Genomic DNA, 13,586 nt, shown 5'->3' with positions numbered 1-13,586 from the left:
TACTCACTCTTCGACGATGATCGTGCCGGTCATGTTCGGATGTGGTGTGCACGTGTAGGTGAACGTTCCGGCTTTGTCGAAGGTCTGACTGTAGGTTCCGCTTCCTTGGAGATCGCTCTTGATCCCCAGCTCGGCGAACACGACATCGTGCGGCATTCCCTGGTCCTCGAAAATCCACGTGACCGTCTGTCCTGTGTGCACAGTGACGGAGTTCGGTGAGTACGCAAGGTTCTTCACCGAGATCTCGACCGGCGCTTGCTCGGTGGAACCCTGTGATTCACCTCCGCACGACGTCAGCGTGAACACCGCTGCAACAGCGATCAATGTGGTCACCCCGGTGCGAACTGACATTCTGCTCTCCTCATCGAACGTAGTGGAGGTCGGCAGTCATCCCGGCCTCGAAGTGGTACGCGTTGTGACAGTGGAACATCCACCGTCCTGGATTGTCGGCGTCGAAGTCGATCGCCAATTGTGCACGCGGAAGTACGATCACGGTGTCTCGGCGAAGCCCGCCGTACGAGGGAACCGAGAAGGTGTGTCCGTGGGTGTGCATCGGATGCCACATATCGGTGTTGTTGTTCATGACGATTCGTATTCGCTCGCCCTGCTTCATGATCAACCGACCCGCATCGGCGCCCGCCATTCCCCAGACGTATCGATCCCCGGCCTGGATGAGATCAACCGAATACTCACGATCCGGCACCCGCTGTTCCCGCGCGCCCGACGGTCGAAGCGTCGGTTCCAGAACGAGTCGACCGCCGGACTCTGACAGCACTGCAGGAGAAGTCAGGTCGACGCTCGCTACCGAATCCGGCGTCCGAAGCAGGCACGCGGCGCCACCTGGCTTCCCTTCCACCTTCGCGGCAATGGGCCACGAACCGGACTGCACCGTCACCAATACGTCGTATCGCTGCGCGGGTGCGATCAGAATCTCGTCTCCGGCTGTGTAGGCGATGTCCTGCCCGTCAGCACTGACAACGGTCAACTCGTGCCCGGCGACAGAGAAACGGTACGGAGTCTCCGCCCCGGCATTGATCACCCGCAATCGAAGCCGTGTTCCGGCCGCTGCACTGACGACGAAGGGATCTTCCACAGGCCGTCCGTTGATCAGGTGCAGTGGATACGTGATGTGCGTTGCCATTCCACCGAGCGCCTCGGAATTTCCGTGACCGCTGGCGAGAAGTTCTGCGGCAGAATCAATCTCTGCATCATCGACTTCCGGTGGAGCTCCGCCGTGCCCGTGGTGTCCTCCCTGTACGTCCGGTGACAATGCGCGAAGCACTGCATCCGGGGTTGTTCCCAGCCCGTCGAGCCAGTCGTCGATCACGATGACGACGTCCTCGTCGGCTCCGGTCCGGTCGTTCGGGTCCTCGACCACTAGTGCACCGAATAGCCCTCGATCGGCCTGCAATCCTGAATGGGAGTGGTACCAATATGTTCCGTGATCCGGGGCCACGAAGTCGTAGGTGAACTCGGCACCTGGTCGGATTCGTTCCTGGGTGACCGGTGGGACACCGTCCATGTCGTTGCGGATCGCAATGCCGTGCCAGTGCACCGAGGTCTCCGCCGGAAGGTCGTTCTGCAACCGAACGTTGAGCCGGTCTCCCTTGGAGATTCCAATCTCCGGACCCACCGCTTCTGCACCGTACGACCACGTGTCCACCTCTCTGGCGCCCAGACTCACCCGAGCCGGTGCAGCTGTCAGATTCCGTTGGACTGTGTGCCCGCTACGAATTCTCGCCTGTTCGGCAGCACGTACTTCGTCGTCGAACGGTGAAATCTCAGAACTGGTTTCGTTCGCCGAGCCACGGCTGCACGCACTCAGTGCCACAGAACCCAAAGCCGCAGAACCCACAGCCGCAGAGCCGAGAGTCACCGCTCCCCATCGCAGAGCCAGGCGCCGACTCAACGCACTCGAACTCATGCCGTCAGCGCCGTGAATTCCTGATAGCGCGTCGCGGCAACAGCTTCGGTTCCGGTGCCGGTCAGATTGCCGGCAGCCATGGCATCCATGTCCTCGATCATCCAGAAAGTGGCGAAGGGATGAGTGGCGAGCCACATGTCTCCGTTGACCTTGGCCACTCGGTTCTCCTGCACCGCTGAAAGACTCGAGAACCCGGGAACACCGGCAACCTTGCCGAACTCGTACACGCCCTCGTCGAACACGGCTACGATCCGAGCATCCTGCGCCGGGATCGCCTCGTCGGACAGGGGCGCATACGGCAGTCCTCCAGCGGCATTCGCTCGCTGGGATTCCGGACGCCCGAAGCCGCTCTCCGCCAACAGCAACGACGGCGGCGCCTGCTCGGTGGTGGTGGCAAGGATTCCAGAACTGCTCATCAACACCGACACGGTGTTCGCTTCACCACCGGACCGAGCAGAGACGTCAGCGATCTTGCCTTCCAAAGCGACAGTCAACTTGTCGGCGACCGACTGACGATCAAAAGCGCGTCCGAAGAAGGCAAGATTCTCACGCCACGGAGTTGTGACGGCCGGGACCGGCACTGTGGGGACGGTCGACGCGAGGGAGTCGTAGTAGCTCCGATCGCCCATCGACGTGAAGATGACCAGTCCAGGATCCTGGGCGAGGACTTGCTCGATCGGGGGTGCACCGAGCGGCGGCACCGTGACCACCTCGGTACCCGCTGACGCCAAGATGTCCTGGCCGATCTCCGATCCCCACGACGTGAAGACCACGTCAGGGGTGATGCCGACGGCAAGGAGACCGAGTGCGGCGTATTCGTCGAGGGAAACAATTCGCCCGAGGTCGCCTGGAACCGACGTCTCACCGAATTCGTGGGACACAACACGCGTTCCCTCGGCAGGTTCCGTCGTCGGTCCCGCCTCACTCGAGCTACAGGCGGCCGCAGTCAGGGCAACGACACTGACCAGCAGCGAAGCTCCCAGCCTCGATAGGTAACCGGGTCGCGTTTTCAACTTCATAATGTCCTTCAGCTTCGAAAAATCGGGGGTTCGATACAAATCGGAGCACTGCTCGGATTTGGCAAGTAAACCTCACCTAAGTTCATCCGTCAATCGGTTGCGTCGACTACGCGACCCGATCCGACGCCGCTAAGCTCGGTCGGACCATGACTGCGCCATCACCTGACAAGAAGTCCGCCGCGAAATCACAGCGCCGCCGGAGTTACAACACCGGGATCACTGCGGACGCCGTGCTGACCGTGGCGCTCGGGCTCAGTCGCGAGCACGGAGTCGAGGGCTGGTCACTGCGGCAGCTGCTCAGCGAACTCGATACGTCGTTCTCCGTCGTCTATCGACTCGTCGGAGATCGGGACGCACTCTCGGCTGCGGTGGTCGACAGTGCGGTGTCGGCCGTGAACGTGCCATCCGCACAAGAAGATTGGCGTCAATGGCTGACGCATCTGCTCTTGCAGATGCGAGAGGCCTTGATCGAGTGTCCAGGCGCGGCACAGTGGCTGCTGATGAACGGAGTTGCCACCCAGCGCAGCCGGGAACTCATGGAGGCCGGATTGGCTTCACTGACCGCCGCCGGGTTCGGGGAAGAAGCCGCTCAGGCTTACACCGTCGCCTTCACTTCGACAACCACACTGATTGCCATGAACGACGCCAGGCGCATTCCCAGCGGACAGCCTTCACCCGATCACAGCGCGATGCTGGAACGCCTGAGCAACGACGGACCCTCAGATCCCCGTTCATCGATGGAGACACTGATCGGGAAATTTGCCGGTCCACCGGATGCTGCGGAAGCAACACGGGCAGAACACTATCGCTACACACTCGACCGTGTCCTCGACGGTCTCGAGGCGCGGCTGGACGCAATCAAAGAGTCACAGAAATGACCGCGGGGTCGCTGTCGCACTTGTGCGACAGCGACCCCGCGGATGATCTGGATTCTCGGTATGCCTAGCGGAACAGGTTCGCGACGAACGGAATCGTGTCAGCCTGTGATTCGACCAAAGCGCCGCTGTGATCGGTGTTGTAGGTCTTGAAAGTGACCGGTTCACCGTTGGCGACCAACGCTGCAACCAGCGAAAGTGCAGACGGTGCAGGGACATCCACGTCAAGCAGGCCCTGGCCGATAAAGATAGGGCGGTCGTATCCACTGGTCGGTACACCCATGTAATCGTTCAGCAGACCCTGGAAGTTCGGGATCTGACTGAGCGGGCGGGAGAAGATGTCACCGAGGACCAGATCCTTGGATGCCTCGTCCAGGTCTGCGGCGCAGAGCTTTTCGGCCGAGTCGACCTTTTCCCTTCCCAAGTCGTTCAGGTAGGAATTCAAGTCGATCTCGGGGTGCGCTTCCCGCAAGCCCGCGAGGATGTAGAGCGCGTACGACGTCAACCCGCCGCCGAGGGCGATGGGAGGGAAGCCCGGACCGGCAGGCAGGAGGGTCAACTCGATGTTGGCCGGCACTCCGGTACCCACGCCACCGCGGTAGTCGAGCGAATCCCCTCCGTACTCGGTTGCGTATCGGGCCGTCGTGATGGCCGCACCGCCGCCCTGCGACTGTCCGACCACTGCCCAACGATTCGAGATGGAGGAGTCGATGACCCGGGCCGCCTTGACCGAGTCGACTACGCTGTGCGCCTCCACCTTTCCGTCGAGGTACGGCATCAGCCCTGGTGTACCCAGACCGACGTAGTCGGTGGCGACGACGGCGTAGCCCTCCGAGAGCCAGCGCCCCAGGTACGGGTAGTCACGTTCGGGCAGGCCGGGACCGACCAGCGAAGGGGCACAGGAATCGTCGAGTCCGGTGGTGCCGTGCGCCCAGGCGATGACGGGCCAACCACCTTCCGGTGCCGGGCCGGCCGGGACGTAGTACGCGCCACTGCTCAGCGCGGGCCCGCCGTTGGAACCGATGGTCCAGTACGTGAATCGCTTGGCGTCGGCGGTACCCGGAATCCACAGATCCTTCGGTAGCGGCTCACTCGACACCACAGTGCCGGTGGCTTGCGACGCGCTCGGCGCCTGCGCGGACGCGATGGGCGCAGCAACGGCGGAGCCGATCGTTGCAGCACAGAGGGCTGCGATGGATATGCGGGCAAACGACTTCGACTGGAATTTCACGTCTGACGACTCCGGTTCGTGCGGTGGGCGACCTCGTTGGACGTTATCGTAGATTTTGTTTAACCGATCGGTCAAGCAAAATCTTGCAGCTTTGCGACACGTACATGTCGAGATCCCGGCCCCGACTCCGACCCAGTATCGAACCGGCACGAAGAAACAGTAGGAGGATGTGTCCATGGCACACGTACAGCGTTTCGACCACATCGGCATCACCGTCGCGGACCTCGAATCAGCGACGGCGTTCTTCGTCGTTCTGGGTCTCGAGGTGGAGGGCACCGGATCCGTGGAGGGCGAGTTCGTGGAAACCGTCTGCGGTATCCCTGGAGCAAAGTGTGAAATCGCCATGCTGCGCCCTCCGGGCGAAGGGTCACGGCTCGAGCTCTCGTCCTTCGTCAGGCCCGACCACGTACCCGGATCGCCTGCTCCGATGGCCAACGAGATCGGTCTGCGCAACGTGTCTTTCGAGGTGGGCGATCTCCAGGCGGCGGTCGACGCGGTGGTTGCGGATGGTTACGGGCTCATCGGCGGGATCGGCGAGTACGAGAACAGCGTGCGCATGGCCTACGTGCGTGGGCCGGAAGGGATCATCGTGTCCCTGTTCGAGCAGATCGCCTGAAGCGTCACGGCAATCGGACCGTCAGATCGCCTTCCACGAGCTGACCAGAGCGCCCATCGCGGCCGCGAATTCGGCAAACGCCGCGTCGATTCTGACGCGATTACCGGTCGTCACGAGATCGAGCGTCAACCCCCGAATCTGCGCCAACACGATCGTCGCGTAGCGATCAGCGCGATCGGGCGGACATCCATGCGCGAGCGCCGCTTCCGTCAAACCACCCAACCAGTCCCCCACCACATGATCGAGAAACTCGCGATACCGCTCCGGATGCAACAACGCCTGTCCGTAGATCTCGAACATCAACCGAAAGCTCGGCAACGATTCCGCTGATGTGCGCCCATTCCAGTAACTCGTCAACATCTCGACGATGTCGGTCCCGGAAGAGATGTCGAGAGAAGAGCTGTCTCGCAGGGTTGCGACTACTTCAGTGAGTAGTTGTTCCTTCGAACCGAAATGGTGGATGAGTGTCGCATGGCTGATCCCCAGGTCCTTGGCCAACGGCCGCATGGACAGTTCACCGACGCCGTTCGCCGTGACATACGCGGTTACCTGCTCGAGCAATTCGGCACGGCGATGCTGGTAACGCAGTTTCCGGCCGTCGATCGGCGTGCTGTCCTCCACCTGCAGGAGCCTACGCAGTACCGGAAACACAGCAGTACCGGAAACACAGCAGTACCGGTTACACGGTGACGTGGTGGCGATCCGATCGACTGATCGTGACAGCAGCGACGACGATACCGATCACCACGCCGATGAGAGTGTCCGCGACGCGAGCCACTGCCGCTTCGGTCCCGATCGGGGCACTGAAACCGATGAGAAGCAGTGCCATCGGAGTGACGGCGAGTGACGTCAGCGCATAGTTCTTGATGACGAGCAGCTCCGCAGCAGTCTGCAGAATCACGATCACGGCAACGGCTTGCCAGTAGCCGAGTGTCAATGCGATGAGCCCAGCGGCCACGACGGCGCCGCCGACATTTCCCACCAACCGCTGAATCCCGCGCTGGACGGTCTGCTTGTAGTTCAGTCCCTGCATCGCGGCGATGGCACCCATCGACGCCCACAGCGGATGCTCCAACCCGGCTCCTGCCGCGAGCCAACCGGCCAGAGCCGAGGCCGCCACGATGCGGAGAGCAGTCATCCGCACCGGGCGCGAATACAGTCGGCGCAATCCTTCGAGAAAATAGCCCTCGGGGGCGGCAAGCGTGGGCGCCGGCGCGAGGTCGTGTTCGATCATGCTGGAGCGCTTGAGCTTCCGAAGTTCCTTCTCGTGCTGAGCAATACTCCGGATCAAAGTCGCGTCGCCGTGCAACTGCCATTGCTGTACTGCCGCTTCTGCTTCGTCGAGCACTGCCACCAGTTCGCGTCCGTGATCGACGGTCGACTTGATCCGACCGCTCGACGCAATGACCAAGCGGGCGTTGGCAATCGATCCGAGCGCCGGTTCCACTGCGCCTGTGCCGGACTGTTCGAGACGTCCCACCGCAGAGACTGCACGAGCAACTGCCAGACGGGCAGGTCCCATCGGCAGTACGAGCGCTGGGAGCATCGCGGCCACCCAACCGACCACAACTCCGAGCGCACCGGCAGTCACCAGCCTCGCCAGATCATCGACACTGGAGGCATATCCGGCTGCACCGGTCGCCGCGAAGACGAGGATGACGGGCCCTGGTCCGGTGATCCGGAAGCCCGACATGAAGCAGTACGACGCACCGGCCAGCAACGACAGGATGCCGATCTGCAACCACATCGGAACGCCCACAACACCCATTGCGCTGCCGAAAGCGATGGAAGCCACCAATGCGGCACCGACCATCGCCAGCTTGCCCGCCAACCGGGGATACGGCTCGTACCTACCGAACGCGGCGCACAGCGCGCCCAAGGCCGCGAAGCCGGCCAACTCCCGATGCCCGAGCAGTCCGCCGACCACGAGGACTACGGCGGTGGCGAGCCCGACCCTGATCGCGGGGGCGATTGTCGCGTCGGCGGATCCGACGCGAAAAGCCGCTCGCCACGTCGCCCCGGAGACCGTATGTGCAATGGCCTCACTCGAATGAGTGAGACGGCTGGGCGTCCTGGCTGCGGTTTCGGTTCGGGTCACCGACTCAGCATACATTTATTTCACCAGTAAATTACTTGTGAAGTAATGTGAATTCTGTCGCTAAGATGGGGCCATGGGTGCGACTGACAGATCCGAAGACGACTTCATCGACAAAGTCCGTCGCGAATGGAAGCGCGCCTACCCGGAGTTCGACACCGCTCCCGTCGAAGTGATGGGCCGGATCGCCCGCATCAACGCGCAGTCTCTTCACCAGCTCGACCGCGCCCTGGCGTCCAGCGGGGTCTCTCGCGCCGAATTCGACGTGATGAGTGCACTCGCTCGCAGTGACCGTCCCCTGCGAGCGAGCGAAGTCACCGCCGTCACGATGGTCAGCGGCGCCGCCACCACAAAACACGCAGACCGTCTGGCCAAGCTGGGCTTTGTCGAGCGTCAGCGTTTCGAACACGACGGACGGGTGGTTCTGCTTCAACTCACCGATGCCGGTCGCGCATTGGTCGAGGCAGAGTTTCCCCGACGCGTCGAGCGAGACCGTCAAGTACTGACCGGACTCGACGAGGACGAACGCGCCCAGTTGACGGCACTGCTCAAACGAATCTCACGCAACATCGACTCTGGAATCTGGGACTGACCTACTTCGGCAGCGGTACGTTCTGCAATCGCACCTGACCTCGCGCCACCTCTTTGCCCGATTCCGGATCGGTGATGACCACCGACCACAACTGCTGAACGCGTCCCTGCTGAATCGGCACAGCCACGACGTCCACGCGCCCACCCGTACGCGCCCGCAGGAAATCCGTTCCGTTGTGGACGCCGACGGCGAATTCGCCACGATCCGCCACTGCAGTGCTGGCTCCGATGCTCGCGGCCGACTCGACGGCGGTCGTGTAGACACCGCCGTGAACTACACCCCACGGAGTGTGATGCGCCTCGGACAGATCGATGTGCCCGACGACCTTCGTGCCGGACACCTCGTCCAGTTGCAATCCGGCAGCGCTGACAAATCCGCTTGCTGCCTCGAGATTCAATTCCGTCATGACGACCCCTCATCTGCTCCGTTGGATTTCTCGACCTACCTTCCGCCCTCGAATACATACCGTCAAGTGCTAAGTTGGAATTCCCAACTAACTTCTCCAACTAACAGGGGCCCAGAGATGACGGCGACAAAAGGACGCAACTGCTCCATCGCCAACGCCTTGGAGGTCGTCGGCGAGAAGTGGTCACTGTTGGTGCTCCGAGAAATCGTCCTCGGACAACGACGGTTCGACGAGATCGCCGCGGGCACGGGTGCGAGCCGCGACATCCTCGCCGCGCGTCTGCGCACCCTCGTCGAGGCCGACGTCCTCACGAAGCGTCGCTACGAAGACCATCCACCGCGCTACGAATACGTCGCCACCGAATCAGGGAAGGCGCTCTACCCGATCCTGATGGCACTCATGGAATGGGGAGATACCTTTGCGACGACGGGTCCGCCGCCTACCGTCGTCGAGCATCGTTGCGGTGAGATCCTGCACGCCCAAGTTGTGTGCGCACACTGCAAAGAACCGCTGGCCGCCAGAGATGCGCACGTAGTCGAACTCTCGCCACCTGCTCGATAGCGTCAGCGTCCGGGCGGAAACCCACCTGTTGCGATCGGGCCCCAGGAGTCGACGGTGACGCGGATCAGGCTCTTGCCCTGCTTGCGCATGGCTTCGCGGTACTCGTCCCAGTCGGGATGATCACCGGCGATGGATCGGTAGTAGTCGACCAACGGTTCCACCGAGTCCGGGAGGTCGATCAACTCCGCGGTTCCGTTCACCTGGACGTACGGACCGTTCCACTCGTCGGAGTGGATGCACAGAGACACCGCGGGGGTGCGGCGAACATTCGCGGCCTTGGCCCGTTCCGGGTACGTGGAGATGACGATCCGGCCCTCGTCGTCGACCCCGCACGTCACCGGAGAGATCTGCAACTCGCCGGATTTCTTCACCGTGACGAACGTGGCCCGATGACGCGGCCTGATGAACTCGAGGAGTTCGGCAAACGAAACACGATCTGCGCTGGCGATCTTGGACATGACCTCAGCCTAATTCGATTTACGAGCTGACGCTCAGGGCATCTCGATGGTCTGAGCACGTGCGATTTCGTCGATTGCACGAATGATGTACGCGCTCTGAGCTTTCTTCACTCCGGTCGACAGACTTCCGATGACCAGAACCGCCGAACGCAGGTACGCGCCGTGCCCGATGCGGAACGAATCGTCTTCCAGATCCGAAATCCCGAGCGCCCCGGTGTAGACCGCAGCGAGCGCCTGCACGTCCAGATCCGGCAGCCACACGATTGTGGACTTGGCGCAAACAGTGAGCGCATCCTGCACGTCCTCGCTGGACAAGCCGTCCGGATGCGTGTCCTCGAGCAATTCGCGCACGATCGCCGCGTGAACCGAGCTGACCTGCTCGAACGAGAGCCCGCGCAGTTCCTCAACAGCCACGAGCAGTCCGTCACGATTTGCCGCCCGCACCGCGGCGAGTGCGTCGGCCGTGGCATCGGCGATGTCACGGGCGACCTTCGGCCAATGCGTCGGCCAGCTCTGTTCCGGCGTCCGCTGGTCTGGCGTCATCGTGGTATCTCCTCGGTCCTCGCGTTCATGCGGAAGCCTTCCACATCCCACCGACAGGCCAGGCGATCCGTCAGCGCAGCCGCTCCAACAAGGACATTGCGTTGTGCGGCGCAAAGCCTTTCATGTCGTTGTCGAAGTAGACGTACACGTCGAGGCCTTCGTCCATCCAATCCCGAAAGCGCTTGGACCACTTGTCCAGAGCTTCGTCGGTGTACCCACTCGCATACAGTTCCTTGTCCCCGTGCATCCGCACGTAGACAAAATCGGTAGTCGGAGTGGTGATGCGGGGATATCTGCCGGCGGTGTCTGCGACGACAAAACCGATGGAGTGCTCGCGCATCAGGTCCACGGCTTCGTCGGTCTCGAAGCTGGCGTACCGCGCTTCCACCGCGTAGCGAATCGGCACGTCCCTCTCGGTCTGGGCGAACACTCGGTCTTCGGTGAGCTTGTCGTCGTGCTGTGCTGCCAGATCGGCTGCAGCCTGCGTGGTGCGGGGAAGACCGTCGAAGAAGTCGGTCAACCGCTGCGGTTCGAACTGCAGCGTCGGAGGTAGTTGCCACAGGATCGGTCCGAGCTTGGGACCGAGGGCGAGTGTTCCGGCGGCGAAAAAGTTGGCGAGTCCGTCACGGGCGTCGAGCAGTCGTTTCATGTGCGTGATGTACCGGCCGCCCTTGATCGCGAACACAAAATCTTCGGGAGTTTCACTGCGCCATTTGGTGTAGCTTTCCGGCTTCTGCAGGGCATAGAACGAGCCGTTGATCTCGATCGACGTCAATCTCTCTGCGGCATAAGATAATTCTTTGCGGTGAGCAAGACCTTTCGGATAGAAATCTCCGCGCCACGCGGGATACGTCCACCCGGAGATACCTACCCGAATATCTGCCATCGATTCAGACTAAGCGGCACTCGAGCGTTTTGACACTCCGTGTTTCAAACTCCGGCACTGAGCGCGACGGATACCGGTACGACGGTCAGGCACACCACCGCGCCGACGAACAACGCGATCACGAGGCGACGGTCCCACTTTCCGCGTGCACCACTGGCAGCCAGCATGAAGATCACAAAACCCACACACACGGACACGATAGTCACGATCACCGGAGTTCCAACCATGCCGTGATTGTCCCCTACCCATTGCCACCGAGCGCCCTACGGGTACACGATCGAAGTGCCCATCCCGAGCAAGGAGTGGAAATGCCGAAATACCTCTGGCAAGTGACGTACTCATCCTCCGGCGCCGCCGGCCTACAGCAGGAGGGAGGCACTGCGCGGCGCGACGCGATAACCCGAATGGTCGAAAGCATCGGCGGCACAGTCGAATCCTGCCACTTCGCACTGGGCGGTCACGACATGTTCGTCATCGGCAACCTACCGGACGACGTCGCGGCAGCCGCATTGAGCATTCGCACGGCTGCGGCAGGTGCAGCACGCTCGGAGTCGATCACACTGCTCACGCCGGAGCAGATCGACGAGGCAGTCAAGCGACCGACCGACTACCGCGCGCCGGGCAAATGACGACGGAAGGAATAGATCCCGGCAGCAGCCGAGTTGCACCCGCTGTGACGGAGACTACGAAAACACCTGACCTGGGCACCTACGGAATCTGGCGAGGAGCGGCTGGTTTGCCGCCCGAACTGGGAACAGCGATCGAGAAACTCGGTTTCGGCACCATCTGGATCGGCGGCTCACCACGCGCCGATCTACGGATCGCCGAGAAACTTCTCGACGCGACCGAGCACATCACCGTGGCAACCGGAATCGTCAACATCTGGTCCTCACCTGCGGCCGAGGTGGCGGAGTCCTATCACCGACTCGAAGCCGCACATCCGGGGCGATTCCTGCTCGGCGTAGGCGTCGGACATCCGGAGGCGACCGGCGACTACACCAAGCCGTACGCCTCGCTCGTGTCGTACCTCGACGAACTCGACGAGGCCCAGGTCCCGGAATCGCGGCGCGTCCTCGCCGCACTGGGACCGAAGGTGTTGAAACTGTCCGCAGATCGCGCTGCCGGCGCGCATCCGTACCTGACCATCCCCGAACACACCGCCGAAGCTCGTGAAATCCTCGGCCCTTCGAAGATTCTTGCCCCCGAGCACAAGGTTGTTCTGGAAACCGATCCAGAGAAGGCCAGAGCAATCGGTCGCCCCGCCGTCGCCAACCCGTATCTGTATCTGCGCAACTACACGAGCAATCTCGAGCGCCTCGGTTTTGCGCCCGAAGAGTTGGCGAACGAAGGAAACGATCGCGTCATCGACGCTCTGGTTGCGCGCGGTACCGCGAAGTCCATCGCGGATCGACTTCGGGAGCATGTCGCGGCAGGTGCCGATCACGTTGCGATCCAAGCACTTCCCGCCGAGGGTGATCCGCTCGCGACCTACGAAGCACTCGCAGCCGAACTCTTCGGCTGATCAGACAACCCTTGACTTGGATAAGTTGTGTCCGAGTATACTTGGACACGACTTATCCAAGTAAAGGAGAAAATCATGAAGATCGTCATTTTCGGAAGCGGACTGATCGGAAGCCAGGTCGCCGCCAAGCTCGCTGACGCCGGACACGACGTGAAGGCGCTCGGTCGGGCAGACGGGATCGACATCACCACCGGCGCAGGAATCGCCGAAGCAGTCGATGGTGCCGACGTCGTCGTGGATCTGACCAATTCCCCGTCGTGGTCGGACGAAGACGTCTTGGCCTTCTTCCGTGACGGAACCAGCCATATCCTCGCCGCAGAAGAGAAGGCGGGCGTCGGTCACCACGTCATCCTGTCCATCGTCGGCGCCGATCGACTGCCCGATTCCGGGTACATGCGAGCCAAAGTCGCCCAGGAAGACCTGGTCAAAGCCGGCCCGACCCCATACACGATCGTCCGATCGACCCAGTTCTTCGAGTTCGTCGCCGGAATCGCCGACGCCGGAACCACCGACGGCACGGTCCATGCAACACAGGCACATCTGCAGCCCATCGCATCACGGGACGTCGTTTCTCACGTCGCCGAGGTAGTGACCGGTGCGCCGCGTAACGGCACGGTCGAGATCGCCGGGCCCGAACCGCTGGGCATCGACGAACTGGTCCGGCGCCTGTTCGTCGTCACCGGCGACAAGCGCTCGGTGATTTCCGATCCCGAGGCCGGGTACTTCGGCGCGAAACTCGACAACTCGGCACTCACCCCGACACCCGGCGCCGACGCATGGATTGCGCCGACAACGTACGACGCGTGGCTTGCCGAGAAGGCCTGACGTCGACCACTCGAGCGACGTCCGGCCCGCATC

The 13,586-nt window shown here is 62.1% G+C and carries 18 protein-coding genes; 7 read left to right on the top strand and 11 right to left on the bottom strand.

Going from position 1 to position 13,586, the window contains the following annotated elements; all coding sequences use genetic code 11:
• Nucleotides 1-3 precede the first annotated feature (3 nt).
• Genes QM596_RS02975 through QM596_RS02965 form a run of 3 tightly spaced genes read right to left on the bottom strand, consistent with a single transcriptional unit; the run spans nt 4 to nt 2,805 of the window.
• The gene (locus QM596_RS02975) at nt 4-351 is read right to left on the bottom strand and encodes a plastocyanin/azurin family copper-binding protein (protein WP_020909349.1); all 348 of its coding nucleotides are present in this window, start codon (nt 349-351) and stop codon (nt 4-6) included.
• Between the two features lie 10 nt (nt 352-361).
• Nucleotides 362-1,924: a multicopper oxidase family protein gene (locus QM596_RS02970; RefSeq protein ID WP_283308071.1), complete on the bottom strand. Its 1,563-nt coding sequence runs from the start codon at nt 1,922-1,924 to the stop codon at nt 362-364.
• Complete coding sequence (locus QM596_RS02965) at nt 1,921-2,805, bottom strand: ABC transporter substrate-binding protein (protein ID WP_225989551.1); 885 nt, start codon at nt 2,803-2,805, stop codon at nt 1,921-1,923. Before QM596_RS02965 ends, QM596_RS02970 begins: the two co-directional genes overlap by 4 nt.
• 284 nt (nt 2,806-3,089) lie before the next feature.
• On the opposite strand from QM596_RS02965, the gene QM596_RS02960 reads away from it, so the two are divergent.
• Nucleotides 3,090-3,821: a TetR/AcrR family transcriptional regulator gene (locus QM596_RS02960; RefSeq protein WP_019745586.1), complete on the top strand. Its 732-nt coding sequence runs from the start codon at nt 3,090-3,092 to the stop codon at nt 3,819-3,821.
• A gap of 64 nt (nt 3,822-3,885) precedes the next feature.
• Here QM596_RS02960 and QM596_RS02955 read toward each other — a convergent pair whose 3' ends face one another.
• A complete protein-coding gene (locus QM596_RS02955; protein WP_007729711.1) occupies nt 3,886-5,049 on the bottom strand; it encodes an alpha/beta hydrolase family protein in 1,164 nt (387 codons plus the stop codon).
• A gap of 175 nt (nt 5,050-5,224) precedes the next feature.
• Between QM596_RS02955 and QM596_RS02950 the strand changes: the two genes are divergently transcribed.
• The gene (locus QM596_RS02950; RefSeq protein WP_283308068.1) at nt 5,225-5,665 is read left to right on the top strand and encodes a VOC family protein; all 441 of its coding nucleotides are present in this window, start codon (nt 5,225-5,227) and stop codon (nt 5,663-5,665) included.
• Nucleotides 5,666-5,686: 21 nt separating this feature from the next.
• On the opposite strand, the gene QM596_RS02945 is transcribed toward QM596_RS02950, so the two are convergent.
• Together QM596_RS02945 and QM596_RS02940 are read right to left on the bottom strand one after the other, a co-directional pair.
• Nucleotides 5,687-6,286 carry a TetR/AcrR family transcriptional regulator gene (locus tag QM596_RS02945; protein WP_020909354.1) on the bottom strand — a complete coding sequence of 200 codons (600 nt, stop codon included), beginning with the start codon at nt 6,284-6,286 and terminating at the stop codon, nt 5,687-5,689.
• Nucleotides 6,287-6,344: 58 nt separating this feature from the next.
• On the bottom strand, nt 6,345-7,778 hold the full coding sequence (locus QM596_RS02940) for an FUSC family protein (protein WP_283308067.1): 1,434 nt from the start codon (nt 7,776-7,778) through the stop codon (nt 6,345-6,347).
• A 58-nt stretch (nt 7,779-7,836) separates the two neighbouring features.
• On the opposite strand from QM596_RS02940, the gene QM596_RS02935 reads away from it, so the two are divergent.
• Nucleotides 7,837-8,352 carry a MarR family winged helix-turn-helix transcriptional regulator gene (locus QM596_RS02935; protein ID WP_019745590.1) on the top strand — a complete coding sequence of 172 codons (516 nt, stop codon included), beginning with the start codon at nt 7,837-7,839 and terminating at the stop codon, nt 8,350-8,352.
• A gap of 1 nt (nt 8,353) precedes the next feature.
• On the opposite strand, the gene QM596_RS02930 is transcribed toward QM596_RS02935, so the two are convergent.
• A complete protein-coding gene (locus QM596_RS02930) occupies nt 8,354-8,758 on the bottom strand; it encodes a PaaI family thioesterase (RefSeq protein ID WP_019745591.1) in 405 nt (134 codons plus the stop codon).
• A gap of 117 nt (nt 8,759-8,875) precedes the next feature.
• Here QM596_RS02930 and QM596_RS02925 point away from each other — a divergent pair, with 117 nt between their 5' ends.
• Nucleotides 8,876-9,319, top strand: coding sequence for a winged helix-turn-helix transcriptional regulator (locus QM596_RS02925; protein ID WP_019745592.1), 444 nt, complete (start codon nt 8,876-8,878; stop codon nt 9,317-9,319).
• A gap of 2 nt (nt 9,320-9,321) precedes the next feature.
• Here the strand turns inward: QM596_RS02925 and QM596_RS02920 are convergent, their stop codons facing one another.
• From QM596_RS02920 to QM596_RS02905, 4 genes are all read right to left on the bottom strand, one after another.
• The gene (locus QM596_RS02920) at nt 9,322-9,777 is read right to left on the bottom strand and encodes a PPOX class F420-dependent oxidoreductase (protein ID WP_007729721.1); all 456 of its coding nucleotides are present in this window, start codon (nt 9,775-9,777) and stop codon (nt 9,322-9,324) included.
• A 33-nt stretch (nt 9,778-9,810) separates the two neighbouring features.
• Nucleotides 9,811-10,320 (bottom strand): hypothetical protein, encoded by a 510-nt coding sequence (locus tag QM596_RS02915; protein WP_029256413.1) that lies wholly within the window; start codon nt 10,318-10,320, stop codon nt 9,811-9,813.
• A gap of 70 nt (nt 10,321-10,390) precedes the next feature.
• Entirely contained in the window at nt 10,391-11,206 is an 816-nt protein-coding gene (locus tag QM596_RS02910; RefSeq protein ID WP_283308066.1) for a DUF72 domain-containing protein, read from the bottom strand.
• A 44-nt stretch (nt 11,207-11,250) separates the two neighbouring features.
• Nucleotides 11,251-11,433, bottom strand: coding sequence for a hypothetical protein (locus QM596_RS02905; RefSeq protein ID WP_007729726.1), 183 nt, complete (start codon nt 11,431-11,433; stop codon nt 11,251-11,253).
• Between the two features lie 81 nt (nt 11,434-11,514).
• Here QM596_RS02905 and QM596_RS02900 point away from each other — a divergent pair, with 81 nt between their 5' ends.
• The 3 genes from QM596_RS02900 (at nt 11,515) to QM596_RS02890 (ending at nt 13,553) form a co-directional block, all read left to right on the top strand.
• Nucleotides 11,515-11,835 carry a GYD domain-containing protein gene (locus tag QM596_RS02900; protein WP_283308065.1) on the top strand — a complete coding sequence of 107 codons (321 nt, stop codon included), beginning with the start codon at nt 11,515-11,517 and terminating at the stop codon, nt 11,833-11,835.
• A gap of 44 nt (nt 11,836-11,879) precedes the next feature.
• On the top strand, nt 11,880-12,728 hold the full coding sequence (locus QM596_RS02895; RefSeq protein WP_024487511.1) for an LLM class F420-dependent oxidoreductase: 849 nt from the start codon (nt 11,880-11,882) through the stop codon (nt 12,726-12,728).
• Nucleotides 12,729-12,803: 75 nt separating this feature from the next.
• A complete protein-coding gene (locus QM596_RS02890) occupies nt 12,804-13,553 on the top strand; it encodes an SDR family oxidoreductase (protein ID WP_021331811.1) in 750 nt (249 codons plus the stop codon).
• Nucleotides 13,554-13,586: the final 33 nt, after the last annotated feature.

Source organism: Rhodococcus sp. IEGM 1406 (genome assembly GCF_030056745.1).
In the GTDB taxonomy this organism is placed as follows: Bacteria; Actinomycetota; Actinomycetes; order Mycobacteriales; family Mycobacteriaceae; genus Rhodococcus_F; species Rhodococcus_F erythropolis.
This window is presented reverse-complemented; position numbering and strand designations above follow the sequence as displayed.

Coding starts and splice junctions, on each gene's coding strand:
- QM596_RS02970 (WP_283308071.1), bottom strand. CDS start 1,924: ATGAGTTCGAGTGCGTTGAGTCGGCGCCTGGCTCTGCGATGGGGAGCG.
- QM596_RS02940 (WP_283308067.1), bottom strand. CDS start 7,778: ATGTATGCTGAGTCGGTGACCCGAACCGAAACCGCAGCCAGGACGCCC.
- QM596_RS02930 (WP_019745591.1), bottom strand. CDS start 8,758: ATGACGGAATTGAATCTCGAGGCAGCAAGCGGATTTGTCAGCGCTGCC.
- QM596_RS02935 (WP_019745590.1), top strand. CDS start 7,837: ATGGGTGCGACTGACAGATCCGAAGACGACTTCATCGACAAAGTCCGT.
- QM596_RS02890 (WP_021331811.1), top strand. CDS start 12,804: ATGAAGATCGTCATTTTCGGAAGCGGACTGATCGGAAGCCAGGTCGCC.
- QM596_RS02975 (WP_020909349.1), bottom strand. CDS start 351: ATGTCAGTTCGCACCGGGGTGACCACATTGATCGCTGTTGCAGCGGTG.
- QM596_RS02915 (WP_029256413.1), bottom strand. CDS start 10,320: ATGACGCCAGACCAGCGGACGCCGGAACAGAGCTGGCCGACGCATTGG.
- QM596_RS02960 (WP_019745586.1), top strand. CDS start 3,090: ATGACTGCGCCATCACCTGACAAGAAGTCCGCCGCGAAATCACAGCGC.
- QM596_RS02905 (WP_007729726.1), bottom strand. CDS start 11,433: ATGGTTGGAACTCCGGTGATCGTGACTATCGTGTCCGTGTGTGTGGGT.
- QM596_RS02910 (WP_283308066.1), bottom strand. CDS start 11,206: ATGGCAGATATTCGGGTAGGTATCTCCGGGTGGACGTATCCCGCGTGG.
- QM596_RS02925 (WP_019745592.1), top strand. CDS start 8,876: ATGACGGCGACAAAAGGACGCAACTGCTCCATCGCCAACGCCTTGGAG.
- QM596_RS02900 (WP_283308065.1), top strand. CDS start 11,515: ATGCCGAAATACCTCTGGCAAGTGACGTACTCATCCTCCGGCGCCGCC.
- QM596_RS02950 (WP_283308068.1), top strand. CDS start 5,225: ATGGCACACGTACAGCGTTTCGACCACATCGGCATCACCGTCGCGGAC.
- QM596_RS02920 (WP_007729721.1), bottom strand. CDS start 9,777: ATGTCCAAGATCGCCAGCGCAGATCGTGTTTCGTTTGCCGAACTCCTC.